Source organism: Pseudoalteromonas luteoviolacea (assembly GCF_018100925.1).
In the GTDB taxonomy this organism is placed as follows: domain Bacteria; phylum Pseudomonadota; class Gammaproteobacteria; order Enterobacterales; family Alteromonadaceae; genus Pseudoalteromonas; species Pseudoalteromonas obscura.
Genome location: NZ_JAGJEH010000002.1, coordinates 684,869 through 701,113, shown reverse-complemented (window position 1 = coordinate 701,113; position 16,245 = coordinate 684,869). Strand labels below are relative to the sequence as shown.

The 16,245-nt window shown below is 42.3% G+C and carries 13 protein-coding genes; 3 read left to right on the top strand and 10 right to left on the bottom strand.

The window, feature by feature from the left end:
- Positions 1–7: 7 nt before the first annotated feature.
- From J8M00_RS05995 to tmk, 3 genes are read right to left on the bottom strand one after another with little or no spacing between them, the layout of a single operon-like run.
- Complete coding sequence (locus J8M00_RS05995; protein ID WP_211009422.1) at positions 8–334, bottom strand: PilZ domain-containing protein; 327 nt, start codon at positions 332–334, stop codon at positions 8–10.
- A gap of 5 nt (positions 335–339) precedes the next feature.
- On the bottom strand, positions 340–1,251 hold the full coding sequence (gene holB, locus J8M00_RS05990; protein WP_211009421.1) for a DNA polymerase III subunit delta': 912 nt from the start codon (positions 1,249–1,251) through the stop codon (positions 340–342).
- Between the two features lie 31 nt (positions 1,252–1,282).
- Positions 1,283–1,915 (bottom strand): dTMP kinase, encoded by a 633-nt coding sequence (gene tmk, locus J8M00_RS05985; protein WP_211009420.1) that lies wholly within the window; start codon positions 1,913–1,915, stop codon positions 1,283–1,285.
- A 319-nt stretch (positions 1,916–2,234) separates the two neighbouring features.
- Between tmk and J8M00_RS05980 the strand changes: the two genes are divergently transcribed.
- Entirely contained in the window at positions 2,235–4,463 is a 2,229-nt protein-coding gene (locus tag J8M00_RS05980; protein WP_211009419.1) for an EAL domain-containing protein, read from the top strand.
- Positions 4,464–4,651: 188 nt separating this feature from the next.
- Here J8M00_RS05980 and adk read toward each other — a convergent pair whose 3' ends face one another.
- The 6 genes from adk to glk all read right to left on the bottom strand — a co-directional run bounded on the left by adk (position 4,652) and on the right by glk (position 11,458).
- Positions 4,652–5,296, bottom strand: a complete 645-nt coding sequence (adk, locus tag J8M00_RS05975; RefSeq protein WP_039609765.1) for an adenylate kinase — start codon at positions 5,294–5,296, stop codon at positions 4,652–4,654.
- A gap of 332 nt (positions 5,297–5,628) precedes the next feature.
- Positions 5,629–6,633 (bottom strand): type I glyceraldehyde-3-phosphate dehydrogenase, encoded by a 1,005-nt coding sequence (gene gap / locus J8M00_RS05970; protein ID WP_211009418.1) that lies wholly within the window; start codon positions 6,631–6,633, stop codon positions 5,629–5,631.
- A 16-nt stretch (positions 6,634–6,649) separates the two neighbouring features.
- Positions 6,650–7,270, bottom strand: a complete 621-nt coding sequence (locus J8M00_RS05965; RefSeq protein WP_211009417.1) for a bifunctional 4-hydroxy-2-oxoglutarate aldolase/2-dehydro-3-deoxy-phosphogluconate aldolase — start codon at positions 7,268–7,270, stop codon at positions 6,650–6,652.
- A 22-nt stretch (positions 7,271–7,292) separates the two neighbouring features.
- Positions 7,293–9,146, bottom strand: coding sequence for a phosphogluconate dehydratase (gene edd / locus J8M00_RS05960; protein WP_023399285.1), 1,854 nt, complete (start codon positions 9,144–9,146; stop codon positions 7,293–7,295).
- 272 nt (positions 9,147–9,418) lie between these two features.
- On the bottom strand, positions 9,419–10,429 hold the full coding sequence (locus tag J8M00_RS05955) for a LacI family DNA-binding transcriptional regulator (protein ID WP_211009416.1): 1,011 nt from the start codon (positions 10,427–10,429) through the stop codon (positions 9,419–9,421).
- Between the two features lie 12 nt (positions 10,430–10,441).
- Positions 10,442–11,458, bottom strand: coding sequence for a glucokinase (gene glk, locus J8M00_RS05950; protein ID WP_211009415.1), 1,017 nt, complete (start codon positions 11,456–11,458; stop codon positions 10,442–10,444).
- 281 nt (positions 11,459–11,739) lie between these two features.
- Between glk and J8M00_RS05945 the strand changes: the two genes are divergently transcribed.
- Together J8M00_RS05945 and J8M00_RS05940 are read left to right on the top strand one after the other, a co-directional pair.
- Positions 11,740–12,765, top strand: a complete 1,026-nt coding sequence (locus J8M00_RS05945; RefSeq protein ID WP_211009414.1) for a LacI family DNA-binding transcriptional regulator — start codon at positions 11,740–11,742, stop codon at positions 12,763–12,765.
- A gap of 92 nt (positions 12,766–12,857) precedes the next feature.
- Complete coding sequence (locus J8M00_RS05940; protein ID WP_211009413.1) at positions 12,858–15,197, top strand: zinc dependent phospholipase C family protein; 2,340 nt, start codon at positions 12,858–12,860, stop codon at positions 15,195–15,197.
- A 64-nt stretch (positions 15,198–15,261) separates the two neighbouring features.
- On the opposite strand, the gene J8M00_RS05935 is transcribed toward J8M00_RS05940, so the two are convergent.
- Positions 15,262–16,182 carry an ABC transporter substrate-binding protein gene (locus J8M00_RS05935; protein WP_211009412.1) on the bottom strand — a complete coding sequence of 307 codons (921 nt, stop codon included), beginning with the start codon at positions 16,180–16,182 and terminating at the stop codon, positions 15,262–15,264.
- Between the last annotated feature and the right edge of the window lie 63 nt (positions 16,183–16,245).

Here is a 16,245-nt window from a genome sequence, read left to right as displayed (position 1 = left end):
TACTTTCTTACATCGTATAGGTTGGTTTATCAAGATTGAGCGCAGTACCCAACATTTTTACTATTTTATCATTTAACAGCTCAAACTCGGCATCAAAGCACACACCAACACCTGGCGGATTCGAGTTTTGCGCACCTTGCGGTGTGATCCAAACAACCTTGCCTGTTACTTCCTCTTCTTCAAGCGCGTCAGGCAACATTATTCTCATTGAGATCGGCGTCCCCATATCGAAACGGCTATTGGTTTTAACAAATATTCCGCCATTTTTCAAATAAGGCATGTAGCTTCGATAAAGCTCGTCGTTGTCTTCGATATCGACTAATAGTTCTTGCACTGCATTCAATCCTGTTTTAATACTCGCTGGAGCCCAAACACCAAATTAGACAGACTCAAAGTTTTATTAATGCCCAAAATCCGATGATGATCGGACATGTATTTTTCGATTTGCACGGTGCAATTATGAAATTGAACAAATCCAATGTGTTGTACTGTGAGTTGCTGTTTAATTACCTGCATTAGAAAACGCGCAAACACCGACAATAAGTATGCGTCCTTCGCAAGCGCAGTTTCTAGTGCGTTTATATCAGAAATGCTAGCAATATCATGAGAAACTTTCCACAGGTAATCCACTTCAGAAATGACTTCCTGTTGCGCCCACTTGCTCAGCAATAGGGGTTGCTCTGAGAAGATATCAACCCACGGGTATGCGCTACTGGAGATCCCCTGCTCCGCTAACCAATGTTGTGAAACTCGTTTGTCCGTTATAGCCACTTGGACTTGATTACAACGACTCAATACCGTTGCTTTCACTTTTGAAACATCATTACACGTCATCAAGATATATCGTTTTGCAGCTGGTTCTTCGAGCGTTTTTAGAAGTGCATTAGCAGCTGATTCTGTCATTTTTTCGATTTGCTCGATTACAACTACCTTGTTCCCACCTTGCTGTGCAGAATGAAAAACAAACTCGTTAAGCGTTCTGATTTCATCGACCCCAATACTACTCGAGTCAGCTGAAAGGTAGAGCAAATCAGGGTGATTTTGCGCCTTTATTAACATGCAGCTTTTACACCCACCGCAGCTCGAAAGCGTCTCGGTACTATTTACACATAATAACCCTTCGCTTAATACACGAGACAGTTCTCTCTTGCCAACCCCTTCCAAACCATGGAGCAGCTGCGCATGATGAAAGCGACTTCTGGCAAAGTTTTCTTGCATTCTATGTTGCACTGGTTCAAGCCAAGGGTACATTATGCTACGCCTTTTTTACAAACATACGTCATTACTTTTGTGCCATGCGGGCATCGACTGCCTGTAAACATTGCGCGAGTACGTCTTTCGCTGAATAGCTAGCATCTATCACAGTAAAAGATTCCGGTGCCGCCTTTGCCTGCATAAGGTAGCCATCACGTGCTCGCTTTAAAAAGTCGAGTTTTTCAACTTCCAAACGATCTAGGCCTTCGCCTCTTTGCTGGACACGCTGCAAACCTATTTCAGGATCAAGATCTAAGATAATATTGAGATCAGGTTTAAAACCATTTAATGCTAAGTCATTTATGGTTTTTATGACTGACAGGTCAATGCCTCTTGCATAATGCTGAAAACTAAAAGTAGCGGCATCAAAGCGATCAGATACTACGATTTTACCCGCTTCAAGCGCCGGCTTTATTTTTTCTTCTATGTGTTGTGCTCGAGCAGCACCAAACAGCATCAGCTCTGCTAAATCTGTCATTTGAGGTGTGTTCGGGTCTAAAATGACTTCTCTAATTTTCTCCCCAATTTCAGTTCCGCCAGGCTCCCGAGTCAAAACGACTTCATACCCTTTTGAAATTAGATGCGCCTCAATACCCTTAATAACCGTTGTTTTGCCAGCACCATTACTGCCATCACAAACGAACATGAACCCTTTGCTCATCTTTGTACTCAAATAATCTTTTTATAGTCTGTATAGCGCTATACTACCGTTTTTTTAGCGCTTTATCAGTATGTAGAAAACCTTTTGCTTACTTCTCAACCAGGCATGCCACCATCAATCACCAACTCATATACCAAGCTCTCATTCTAAACAGCCAGAACAGAGTAAAAAACTCCCCACTATTTATGAGCAATTACGAGCAATTCGAAAATGACAACGCAATCAAATTGATTTAAGTCTTTATTTTGCTGATTTGTCATTGAATTGTGTACAGTTAGACCTTAGTATTGTTCAAAATAATAATACGAAATATTTAGTTTTGAGCACATTAAGCCGATTTTTCTTACTTGAAGAAGAACATAAACCACGTGTAAACGTCCCAACATGGCGTCTTAGTGCCCTTCGTATTATCTTGGCTACCGGATTAGTTCTCTGTTTTGGCATTTTCCTCAACAGTTTACCTACCGCAATTGACTACAACTTAGACTATGTTATCGCACTGACCACGGGCTTTACGCTCACTCTTGGTGCTCTGTTGTTTTTAAGTAGTCATACATTTTTCATTACCGCACATTTGCTGCTCATCTGCATTGTGGTTGCAGGCGTAATGATCAAACTTTTTATTCCTAGCCTCGAACTTGCGCATTTGGGCTCCATCTTTGTCTACATTACGCCTATCATCGCATTAATACTTGTTGGCAAGAGAACAGCAATCTTTTACGCTGTCCTCAATATTATCCCATTTATTTTGATACTAAAAAATATCGATATATCCATCGTGCCAACGGGGCAAAGAATGTATGTCGATGCAATATTGCATATCCAATTGTTATTGTTTTTCTTCTTGAATTGCTGCATCCCACTCGCGGTTTGGCGAACCAGCCTAGCGGCCAATCGCTTAAATAAGCATATGCATGAAAACAACACATTGTTAAAATCGCAAAAGCAAATTTACCAGCGCTTTTTTCAAAAATCGTTTAACGCCATTATATTGGTCGACAATCAGCTAAACGTTGTAGAAGCGAACGATAAAGCAAAGCGCCTGCTAAGTATTCAAACACAACCTCTACCTCTGCCACTAAACAGAATAACACCAGATAATGTAGAGTATCTAACCTATGACAACGACCTTATAGAGGCTTTGCCCAAGACATTTGAAGTAGATGACAAATGTATCGAAATTGCGGCTCAGGAACAGCACTCCAATGATATTAAAGCTTGGTACCTTCAGGATGTTTCTGACCAACAACAGTTACAACAAGACTTATTAACGCTAGATGTTGCGCATCAGCAAGCAAAATATTTTGACAAAGCCACCAATTTGCCAAATAAAACCTGGTTATTAGAACAGCTACAGGCACATATAGACAGAGGCAAACCGTTCGCGCTTTTAATTGCTGACAACCTAAATAAACACGTACTAGATTACATGATAGACGGTGAGCAACACCGTACTTTGTACGCACGCATTAACCAATTGGTTGAACAAGACGCTGAGTTAATAGATCAAATTGCATATATTGGCGCTGGACGAATTGCTATTTTGGTTGAAGCAAAAGGCCCTCTTAAAGACATTGCAAATCGCTGGCACAAGCAATTAGATTTTTGGATTAAACTGGGACAGCATCAATTCCATTCGAAATATGCAATTGGTATCGCCACCTACCCTGAGCATGGCTACATCGCGGAGAGACTATTAAAAAGTGCCCTTCAAGCTTGTGAGCTCCGTGCCCCCAATCAAATGATTACGGTATTTGACCAGCTGACACGTAGGCAAACCCTTGCTAGGCATGAAATGGCACTACTGCTAGAAAAATCAATAGAGCTGGGAGAATTGCAGCTACATTTGCAAAGCAAACACGATATTCAGAAAAATATTATCGGCTACGAAGCACTGGCAAGATGGCACAACAGTTTACTAGGCTGGGTACCTCCATCACAGTTCATCCCTATCGCTGAAGAGTTCGGTCTGGTTAGCCACGTTACACGCACAATGCTCGACAAAGTTTGTCAGTTCATAACGGCCAACCCTGAAATAAACGTGCCTGTTGCCATTAATATCAGCTCAAGAGACATTGAGGACCCTCATTTTATTACACAAATACAAAATATTACCAGTAAGTATGGTGTCGCGCCTCAATCCATTGAACTGGAGTTAACAGAGTATAGTTTTGCCGACGACCACAATCATGTCATGGATAAACTCAATGAGCTCGGTTTCATGTTAAGCATTGATGATTTTGGTACTGGGTATTCCAATATCGCACGTGTCTTAGAGTGCCCAATACAACGCTTAAAATTAGATAGAAGCCTATTAACAGATATCACTGATCTCAAAAAGCAGCGCTCACTTTTACTTGGATTGAAGACTATTTGCGAAAATATGCAAATTGCATTACTTGCCGAAGGTGTAGAGACGCTAGAGGACTTCGAGAGGCTATCGAAGCTCGGCATTACAGAGTTCCAAGGCTATTGGTTTAGCAAACCCTGTAGTGCAAATATGATAGATCTCAGTCTATTAAGATCAAACAACAAAGCCTTGTCATAATTCAGTCATACAAATATTGTTAAATGTGCGTGTCGAATAATACCTGTTTGGCATTTGACCCCCCTTGGATTTACTTACGCTCGAGCCTCGGGCGTAATTTTTTGCTCATAGCGGCTTTTCGCCTGTAATGAAACAAAAAACCCAGTCACACAGTAACTGGGTTTTGCTTTTTCGATTAATCTAAAAGATTAACCAAGTAGCTCGCCAAGCTGCTGGCTTACAGCATCAACCGCTTGAGTGCCATCTAACTTGTGGTATTTAGTATTACCAGCGTCTGCCTCTTTATTGTAGTAATCAACAAGTGGTCTTGTCTGGTCATGGTAGATACCTAAACGCTTACGGACAGTCTCTTCAGTATCGTCTGCACGGATGATTAAGTCTTCACCTGTTTCATCATCTTTGCCTTCAACCTTAGGTGGGTTGTATACAACATGATAAACACGTCCAGAACCTGGGTGTACGCGACGGCCACCCATACGCTCAACAATGATCTCATCTGCAACATCAAACTCAATTACATGGTCGATGTTAATTGCATTTTCTTTCATTGCGTCAGCTTGAGGAATTGTGCGTGGGAAACCATCAAGAAGGAAACCTTTCTCACAGTCAGGCTTTGCAATACGCTCTTTTACCAGACCAATGATAATTTCATCAGAAACTAGCTGGCCAGCATCCATCACTTTTTTTGCCTCTAGACCTAGTGGTGTGCCTTCGCTGATAGCAGCGCGAAGCATATCGCCAGTCGAGATTTGAGGGATACCAAATTTTTCCATAAGAAATTGAGCTTGAGTGCCTTTACCAGCACCAGGCGCGCCTAAAAGGATAATGCGCATATTATGTTCCTCGATTCTGAGTTAACTGTATTTTAATTGTTTGGAATTTTTTCATATTGCGCGTTGATTCTCAAGTCACTTATACCAATTGATTAGAGGTTTTGTCCCTGTGTGGGGATAGATCTATAATCTACCTGCCTATTGCTTAAAAACCATGCAAATATCGATAAGTTTTGAATGCAATTTACTATCTTTTGTTTCTTAACAATACTACCTTGAGCTGCTGGTACGCAATTGCCAGACTCTGATTATCGCTCTCAACACTGGACAAAAGATAGATACAAAAAACCCCGCAAACTCGCGGGGTTTTAAATCTATTGCGTTATTGAGCGTTATAAAAAAGCACCCAGAGCTTTAACTTGGTCAAGCATGCGGTTTGAGAAGCCCCACTCGTTGTCATACCAAGCCATAACTTTAACCAATTTGCCCTCTACCTTGGTTTGTGTCGCATCAAATACAGAAGATGCCGGGTTATGATTAAAGTCGATAGAAACAAGCGGTAGCGTGTTGTATTCAAGTACACCAGCCATTGCGCCTTCAGAAGCAGCTTTAACAATTTCATTTACTTCGTCTGCAGTTGTTTCACGTTTCGCTACAAAAGTAAGGTCAACAAGGGAAACATTGACCGTTGGTACACGTACAGCCATACCATCCAGCTTACCAGCAAGTTCAGGAAGTACTAGGCCAACTGCTTTTGCTGCTCCAGTTTTAGTTGGGATCATTGATTGTGTTGCACTGCGAGCACGATATAAATCTTTGTGATATACATCACACAAGTTTTGGTCATTTGTAAATGCATGAATTGTAGTCATACTACCTTGCTCAATACCAACTACATCGTTCAATGCTTTGGCAACAGGCGCAAGACAGTTTGTTGTACACGATGCATTCGAAATAATATTGCTGTTTTCATTTAAAACATCGCTGTTTACACCATGAACTACTGTCGCATCCAGATCCGTACCCGGAGCTGATACGATTACTTTCTTAGCACCCGCTTCAATATGCTTAGCAGCAGCATCGCGAGAAGTAAAAATACCCGTACATTCTAGAACGATATCAACGTTCAATGCTTTCCACGGCAAATTCGCAGGGTCACGCTCTTGCGTCAATGCGATTTCATCGTTTCCGATAACCAATGTATTTCCAGCAAGCGTCAGTTTTTCATTAAAGCGACCGTGAACAGAATCAAACTGTGTCAAGTGTGCGTTGGTCTCTGCTGGTGCTAAGTCGTTTATTGCAACAATTCTAATTTGGTCGTTCTGACCTGATTCGTAAAGTGCACGTAGTACGTTGCGACCGATGCGGCCATAGCCATTAATTGCGATGTTGATCATGATTACATTCCCCTAATTATTTAACTTCACTTGCTTGTTTTGCAAGCGCTTCGATGGCTTGCCAGTCTTTATTTGCAATTAGCGATTTATCCAACATCCAAGTACCGCCAACACAAACTACATTATTTAATGCCAGATATTTAGGCGCGCTTTCTAGCGTAATTCCACCTGTAGGACAAAATGTCACTTGCGGTAGAGGTCCACCAATCGACTTAAGCATTGGCGCACCACCAGCAGCTTCTGCTGGGAAAAACTTCAAGAATTTAAAACCGTGGGCCGCAAGCTCCATTGCTTCGCTTGGTGTTGCAGCACCTGGTAAAAATGGGATATCCGTGCTTTTTGCCAGCTCCAATAGTTCAGAGCTCACACCAGGGCTCACCATGAAATCCGCGCCAGCATTTACTGATGCCTCAAAAGATGCTTTATCGACTACAGTACCAGTTCCAACATAGGCTTCTGGTATCGCTTCTTTGATTTGCTTAACCGCTTCTGCAGCGATCGGCGTTCTCAAAGTCACTTCAAGTGCACGTAAACCACCATTGTATAGAGCGCGTGCCAGAGGAATTGCATCTTCTAATTCTTCTATAACAATTACCGGAACCACGGGTGCTGCCGATAAGATTTCTTGTATTTTCATATTTACCTCATCCCCAATGTTGTTATTCGTCGATACCAAAGGCGCTTGCGCCCATATCTGCGCTGCTTACCATGTTTCTAAAGCCTGTGAATAGCTCACGGCCAGTACCAAAAGTAAGCTCTGGTTGCGTAAGTTCTAATTCACGTTTTTCAATTTCTTCATCAGAAACGTGTAAAACAAGGTCACCATTTGGTGCATCAAGTGTGATCATGTCACCTTCGCGAATTTTCGCGATAATGCCACCTTCTACAGCTTCCGGCGCAAGATGGATAGCAGCTGGTACTTTACCTGAAGCACCCGACATACGGCCGTCCGTTACAATTGCCACTTTGTAGCCTTGATCTTGCAGTGTGGCCATAACAGGCGTTAGCTTGTGCAATTCAGGCATGCCCTTGGCTTTTGGACCTTGCTCTTTAATTACAGCAATGAAATCTTGATTCAGTTCACCCTTAGCAAAAGCGTCTTGAAGTGCCGCCTGAGAGCTAAATACCTTTGCCGGAGCAGAAACAAATTGATGTTTCTCGTCTACAGCAGATACTTTGATCACAGCTTTACCCAAATTACCTGTCAGTAGCTGCAAACCACCTTGCTTATTAAATGGATTAGAGACTGGTCTTAATACTTCCTCATCAAGTGAGTTTTCTGGACAAGGAACCCATTTAACTTTTGTCGGGCCTTCGCTGTTGGTCATTATCACGTTAGTATCGATGTCCAAAACAGGCTCTTTGGTATAATCATCTAAGCCTTCACCAACAATGGTTTTCACATCATTGTGTAAATAACCTGCATCACGCAGCTCACGCATTAAGAAGCCCATACCACCAGCAGCTTGGAAATGGTTAACATCTGCGGAGCCATTTGGATAAATACGTGTAAGCAGTGGCACAACTTCAGATAAGTCTGCCATGTCTTTCCAAGTAATTTGTACACCCGCAGCTTTTGCCATCGCGACCAAGTGAATAGCGTGGTTTGTAGAGCCACCAGTTGCCAATAATCCAACTAAACCGTTGATCACTGTTCTTTCGTCAACGATTTCACCGATTGGGTTAGCTGATTTTGTTTTAATTAGCTGCTCAAGCATCATTTTGACAGCACTTGCCGTTAGGCCATCACGTAACTCTGTGTAAGGGTTGATGAATGAGCTTCCTGGTAAGTGAAGGCCCATAATCTCCATCAGCATTTGATTTGAGTTGGCTGTGCCGTAGAAAGTACAAGTACCAGCACTGTGGTATGACGCGCTTTCAGCTTCCAGCAACTCTTCACGGCTCACCAACCCTTGTGCAAAGCTCTGACGAACACGTGCTTTTTCTTTATTTGGAATACCTGATTCCATTGGGCCAGCTGGTAAGAAATAGATAGGCAAATGACCGAAAGACAAAGAACCAATCAGCAACCCTGGAACAATCTTGTCACATACACCTAAACAGAAAACACCGTCAAATACGTCATGAGATAGTGCAACTGCGGTCGACATTGCGATTACATCACGTGAGAATAAAGACAGCTCCATACCATCACGACCCTGTGTAACCCCGTCACACATTGCCGGCACGCCACCTGCTACCTGAGCAGTTGCATCGTATTGCGTTGCTATCTTTTTAATTAAATCTGGATATTCGATATAAGGAACATGAGCAGAAAGCATATCATTGTATGAGTTAATGATGGCTAGGTTTGGCTGGTCATCGGCCTTCAATCGCGCCTTGTCACTGCTTGAACAAGCAGCCATTACGTGTGCTAAGTTACCGCAACCTAACCCAGCCCTAACGCGTGTTTGTTTTTTTGCTTCTTGTATACGCTTAAGGTAGGCACTACGAGTTGTCTGGCTGCGTTTAACGACTCTTTCAGTAACTTCTTGAATTCGAGGATGCAACATAATCCGCCTCTCTGCATGTTTAGAGGAAAAAGGCTCAGTACAACTAGCTGTGTACTGAGCAGCTTTGATTTACCCGTTCAAAGGTACGCTATCAGGTTGTCTCTCACCTCAACCTGACACCGGTGTCACTGTATTAACTCACATTCATGACACCGGTGTCAACCTATTGAACATTAAATTTAGATTAAATTCGGTCCATATCTAAATTATGGACAAAAAAAGCCCAATCGCTAGGGATTGGGCTTTTGACAAGTAGATGTAATTAATCTTTTCTATTTTGCAGCAGTGGACTCTCTGGTGATGAGTTTTGCTTCCAAAACTTTTTGATAAACTTCTATCGATGGATCAGATATTTGCAGTATCAACTGCTCTACAGCTTGACGGGTCATTTCCTCTACAGGCTGCGCTATGGTTGTCAAACCAGGCCAAATATGGCGTGCAATTGGAGCATTATCAAAACCGGCAATAGAAATATCTTCCGGCACTCTGATGCGCCTTTGCGTGGCAAGCTTAAGCACAGCTGCGGCCATGTAATCGTTTGAAGCAAACACGGCTGTTGGCATGGGCTCTAAATCCAAAATTTCTTTTGCGCTGTCAGCACCTGAGTGATAACTAAAGTTACCTTCTGCTACAAGCTTTTCTTCGTATTCAATACCGTGTTTGAGCAAAGCATTTTGGTAGCCACTAAAACGTTTTTCCGTTGCGCTGTGGTCTGGGTGACCTTTAATAAAAGCAATTTCTTTGTGACCAAGCGATATCAAATGCTCGGTAAGTTCATAAGCGCCCTGCTCGTCGTTACTTCTAACTGAAATAGAGGTGTCATCTTCTAAAGCTGAGGCTACTCGAGCAAAAGGAATATTTTGGGTCTTTAAGAAATCAATTAATTCTTGTGAGTCTGAAAAAGGTGGTGTCAGTACTAACCCGTCTAACCTTGACGTAGTCAACAACTGATCAACATTTTCAATTAGTTCATCACCACGCAGCTCACAGGGGTGTATCAGCAAATTATAATTAAACTTGTGACATGCCTCTAATGCACCACTTTGCACTCGAGTGATGTAACTCTTACTGGGGTTGTCATACAAACAACCAATAATAAAGCTTTTATTGCGCGCGAGCCCCCGCGCAATTGGGTTTGGCTTATAATCAAGCTCTTTAAAAACTTTGAGTACCTTCTCACGTGTGGCTGGACTTACATTGGGCTCATTATTGAGTACTCTGGAGACCGTTTTTTTTGATACTCCGGCGTACTCTGCCACGCTGTTAATGGTTACTTTTTTCATATTTATTCCAATCTACGAAAATTGGTTGCGGCTATGTAAACACGCTGCCGCACCAATTAAAGGAATATTATCCTGCACAACTAAAGTTACTGGAATTTGCCCTGCATATTGAGACATTATCCCCTTTTCTGTAAACCTTTCAACAAATCGACTAGAAATCAGTCGTTCAGTCATACGGGGTAAGATTCCACCGCCAATAAACACGCCACCCAACGCCCCGAAGGTTAACGCAAGATCACCTGCTACACTGCCAATCCAGTCACAAAATTGATTAAGTGTCGCATCACATACTTCACATTCACCCGCTCTCGCGCTGATCTGTGCTGCATTTAAGTCTTCTGATGGTAGTCCTTTAACTTGTGCCATTGCTTTATACAGCCTTGCCAACCCTGGTCCCGAAAACACAGTTTCAACCGACACATGACCGATACTTTCTTTAAGCACTTGTAACAACTGTTTGTCTAACTCAGTGACAGCCGCCAAACTAATATGACCCGCCTCACAACTTAGCACCGCACTGCTATGTATATCGCTTACATGACATGCTGAACCAAATCCTGTGCCCGGCCCCATCACCGCAATATTTGCCCCAGGAGCCGCTTGACCTGCTTTTATTTGAATATTGTCTTCTTTTTTCAAGTACGGCGCAGCGTATGCAAACGCTGCAAAATCATTGATCACAGCGAGTTGCTCAAAGCCAAATTGTGTTTGCACATCTTGTGAATTGAAGTTCCAGCCAAGGTTTGTCAGAAAAACCTGTTGACCTTTTATAGGCCCGGCGACAGCAAAACAAGCTCGGGAAGGTTTAGAAATCGTGAGTTTATCAAGGAAAGCGGAAAGAGCAGATTCAAAGGACTGAAACTCTGCACTAGGAAAAGTGAACTGATGGTCAATTGTAAACTGATTAGAGTCTAAATCGTATTTTGTCACGACGGCAAATCGAGCATTAGTACCCCCGATATCGGCAACGATAATCGGCTCGAACGCAAGGTCATGACCATTAAAACTATTCTGTGTTGTCTGGCTCATGATGTTTTTCTCTGTTGTTGCGGTGTTCCAAACACCTTTGGGGCTTTCGCCCACTTGTTATCCCAAATATATAGTCAGCCGAAACTTTGCACGCAGGCTGAAAAAAGAGCTGCCCCAAAAGAGGGCAGCTAAATACGTTTTGACAACAAAATGATAAAACACCGACATTATGACACCGGTGTCAAACTTCATCAACAGAAATTTACAGCTTTTGTGAAATTGGTTGCAAAAAAAAAATAATCAAAGACAATACTCACGACTCCACTAAAATAGTTTTGACCATGAAAACGAAAGGAAAAGCAACTTCATTTGACATCGCACATTTCGCAGGTGTTTCTCAATCAACAGTGTCGCGAGCACTACGAAATAGCCCGCTTGTCAACGAAGAAACTCGCAGAAAAGTGTGGGAAATTGCTAAAAAACTCAATTACAAAGTAGATAAAAATGCCAGTAATTTGCGTACCCAGCAAAGTGCAACATTAGCAATTTTGCTATTTGAAGACCCTACCGGCGATGAGTCTCAGATCAACCCTTTCTTTTTAAATATGCTGGGCAGTATTACCCGGGCATGTGCAAAAGAAGGATATGATTTGCTGGTTTCCTTTCAATCAATCAGTCAAGATTGGCGTGCAGAATATGAAGACAGCCACCGCGCTGATGGGATCATATTGCTCGGCTATGGCGACTATATGGATTACCAGTCAAGACTACAGAATTTATTGGCGCAAGATACAAAGTTTGTTTGCTGGGGAGCAAAAGTTGAAGGACGACCAGATTTAACGGTGAGCTGCGACAATTACGGCGGTGGTGAATTGGCTGCTCAACACTTTATTTCAACTGGTAAAAAACAGTGTGTGTTTATTGGTGATGCATCGGAGCACAGCCCTGAGTTTTTAATGCGATTTAAAGGCTTTAAGGATACCTTAGAGCAACAATCAATTTCATTGAGCGAAAGAAATATTGCCAATGCTATTTCCACCGAGGAGTCAGGGTATCACGCGACTCATTCACTTTTAGCAAATAATGTTAAATTCGACTCCTTATTTGCCGCCAGCGATTTGATTGCAATTGGCGCAATAAAAGCATTAAAGGAAGCTGGGCTTAGGATCCCTGAAGATGTCAGTGTGATCGGCTTTGACAACATCGCTGCTGCAAATTACATTACGCCCTCATTGAGCACAGTCCAACAAAACACGACCTTGGCAGGTCAAATGCTTGTTTCAAACTTGCTAGCGCTGATAAAAGGTGAACAAATAACCGAAACCTTGCTACCACCTAAGCTAATTATTCGCCAATCAACATCGTAATCAAAAACAGGTAATCAGATCCCACCAATAGCCCATTGTTTTATATGGGTTTTAGTGTAAAATCCCGCTTTTTTTTCACTATCAAGATAGTAATGAAACGATTAGCACTCCTTGCGCTTTTATGCAGTACCCAAGCTGCAGCCTTCAAAATAGATACACACGTCTGGGTTGGACAACAAGTCATTGAAGATTTGAAAGATGGTAAATTGGATTTTGATGTCGATGGTAAAACTGTATCAATTCCGGTCAATGACGATACCAAGGCTCTTATCGTCTATAATCAAAACTTCTATAGAGCGGGTAATATTGGTCCAGATATGTCGCCAGACGTATTTGTCGGACAATCTCAAATCCACACTGAAGACAAGCTCGACAACACCATGTGGAATACAAACTCATGGCTAAATTTTATAGACCGCGTCGCTGAATCTGACACTGAACGTGCTTTTGCATTAGGGTTTAAAGCCCACGCTGCCGCTGATATTTTTGCACATACTTATGTAAACAGATATGCCGGTGGTGCCTTTGACTTAGCTGATGGGGAAACGGATGTCGAGCTTCGTCATATATTAATAGAGAGCCTCATCTCAAAGTACACACCAAAAGGCAGCTACAGCAGCCATATTAGTGTGCCGTCTACTTTTATACGTGACAAAATAGTCTATCACCCTGAAACACAAGCACAGTGGAATTCGCCATCCGGTGCGCATTTATACGCTATTAATAACCTTCGTGAAAATGTTGAAAAACTTGCTAATTCAAAATTATGGCACGACCTCAAAGTAGAAGCGGTTAAAGCCATAGCTCAAGCTCAGCTCAACATAAAGTTGAATGATGCCACCGCTGAAAAAGTCGTTAAGCTTGGAGAAGAAGTCAATAAAGCTGGTAACTGGAGTATCGACCGTGCACAAGACGTCAAAGACTCTGTTTCAAGTTTGAAAAAAGAATTAAGCCGGGGTCACGAAAAACTAATTAATGAGCAACTAAATGCCATTAACAATGCATCAGATGCTATCGTCAAATTACACGGAGACATTTCGTCAGCGCAGCTAAAAATTTTAGAATTGCAAAACGAACTGGCTAGTATTCCAGAGAAGCTATACAGAAAGGTTAAAGACGAAGTCTGTAGTAGTGGAGGTCTCGTGGGTTTGATGACATGTAATACCGTGTGGGTCGACGAATTTATTGGTATTAACCCAACTTATACATTGCAAAAAAAGCTCATTAAAGAGCAACAAAACTTAGTTGAGAGCTTTGGCAGCTCAGTGTCAAAGCAGGTATCCGATGCCAAGAAAGCATCTAAAGACTTGCACGATATTATTAATTCCACCATTGAACTTGAGAATCAGCTTTCAAATAACCTGATTGATACTTTACAACAGTACAATTCAGCCTCAATTAGTCCAGTCGAAGCCTTCCTAAAAGCTTGGGTAGAGAACATTGATTTAGCCACATCAAGATATATCCATAACCTAAACTTCGCCGTCGTCTACTCTGTCAGCGATAAAGAGTGGTCGCAACGACTCATTACCCAATGGGTACAATGTAATTCTAGTGCCCTACTGGGTACGCCATTCTACTTAACCGACACACAGTGCATAGTTAAGGATTTTTTGGACGAAGTGCTCAATAAACTAGGGGATATCGCCCCTGTTGTGAGCCCTGCCGCTGCTATTCACAAAAAAATGGGTGAACTAAAACGCAAAGCAACGAAAGAAGTTGTTGAAGTACTCATTAAAAAGCTCACAAGCGATGAAATGCATCAATTGTTTAAGCAATTGCAATCTGACATGGGAGAAGTTGCCCTGCAAAATGCCTTTAAGGTCGACAATTCAGGCAAAGGGTTGATGATCACACATGACATTGTGACCCGTATTAAAGCCGATATGCACGTAAACGGCGGGAATCAATTTGATGTCAATCGATTCGCAGCAATCCGAAACGCTGTAACCCTTGCGAAATTAAGCGTCCTTAACCATAGTGAACTAAATGCACTCATTGCAAAGTTTGGTCTGTCCTCGAGTTCACATTATGGTAGAAACTTTTACTATGCAGGTGAAAACATCTTAACCTCAGCCGTTCGTTCACTAGATGGTAATCATCAATGGCAGGAAACAGCACCGCAATATGTGCGCCGAGACGGCTATCAAGGCGTACCAACCACTGAGCGTATTTTTGGCTATGCGCATAACCACGGTAGAGAGGGATTTAAATTATGGGAAGACGATAATGCTCGCCGCTCTATATTTAAACGCCTGTTTGTTGGCCCGCTCGTTCCAGGCATTGATGCCCCACATGAAGTCGGTCTATCACCGCTCAAAGGTATTCAGCACAAATTAGACACATGCAGCTTTGCGCCATTTCCTACTGATGAAAATGACAAAACCTGTACGGCAATTCGATTAATACCTGCGATTAGTATGTTGTTTTAGAATTAAATTTCAATTAGCTTGCAAATAAGCCGAGCAGATAGCCTCGGCTTATTTTTTAAATTAGCTATTGCTTGCACGTGTTGAAGATAGCGTGCCAACGCGCTCTGTTCTCAATTACCCAACTTTGTGCAACTTGCTTGGGAGTTTGCTTTTCGACATCCACTTTAGCAGACAAAGACTCTATTTCATCGTTTGTTAGGTCAAATTGCCGTAACCCGTTAGCCAAACAAGGAAATAACTCAACGAACCGATTACTAGACACTTTTTTCAACCACCCTGATCTTGGGTTACCGCAATCATAAGGTAGCTCAGCATTTATTCCCCATTTAGCATCCTCTTCACACGCTTTGGAATGGACAGGAAACTCAACAAACTCTCCGGAGTAAACACTTCCAACCCAGTTAGGTGTCCAATTAAATATCAAAATTGCTTGCTGTTGAGCCGTCGCGTTTGCTAACTCCCGCCATAAAGCTTGATCATCTTCGACTTGCTTGACAACAAAATTGAGCCCCAGCGCTTTAATTCTTGCTCTATCTGGCTTCTCCCATGGGCCCGCGACATACACCCCTTTGCCTCTCGAGTCGGATCTTACAAAAATATCATGGCACTTTCTCAGAGCGCGCCAGTCAGGTAATCCAGGACACGCATCTTTAACATACATGGGATACCACCAATCTTCACGAGTCGCCACCGAGTATGTACCTAAATCAACTAGCCCTCCGCTATTTAGCAATTGGGTGTATTTCTCTTCCATTGTGCCCTGCCATACCTCTAATTGCAGATCGGCCTTATTGGATTTGAGTAAGTACCACTGAGCGTCCACTTCAACATTGATAAACTCGACTTCATAGCCAAGCCTTATGAAAACCTGTTCGGCAATATTGGCCAATATTTGCTGACTGCTCCAGTCATTTACCAATACCCTAACAGGTGTAGCGAAAAGGGAACTATGAAAAATCAATAATAATAAACAAAGTTTACGCATAGTCATTGCCATACTTGGATCAGCAAATACATTCTTCTCGTCGTGCAATTCGGTTGTTACTGT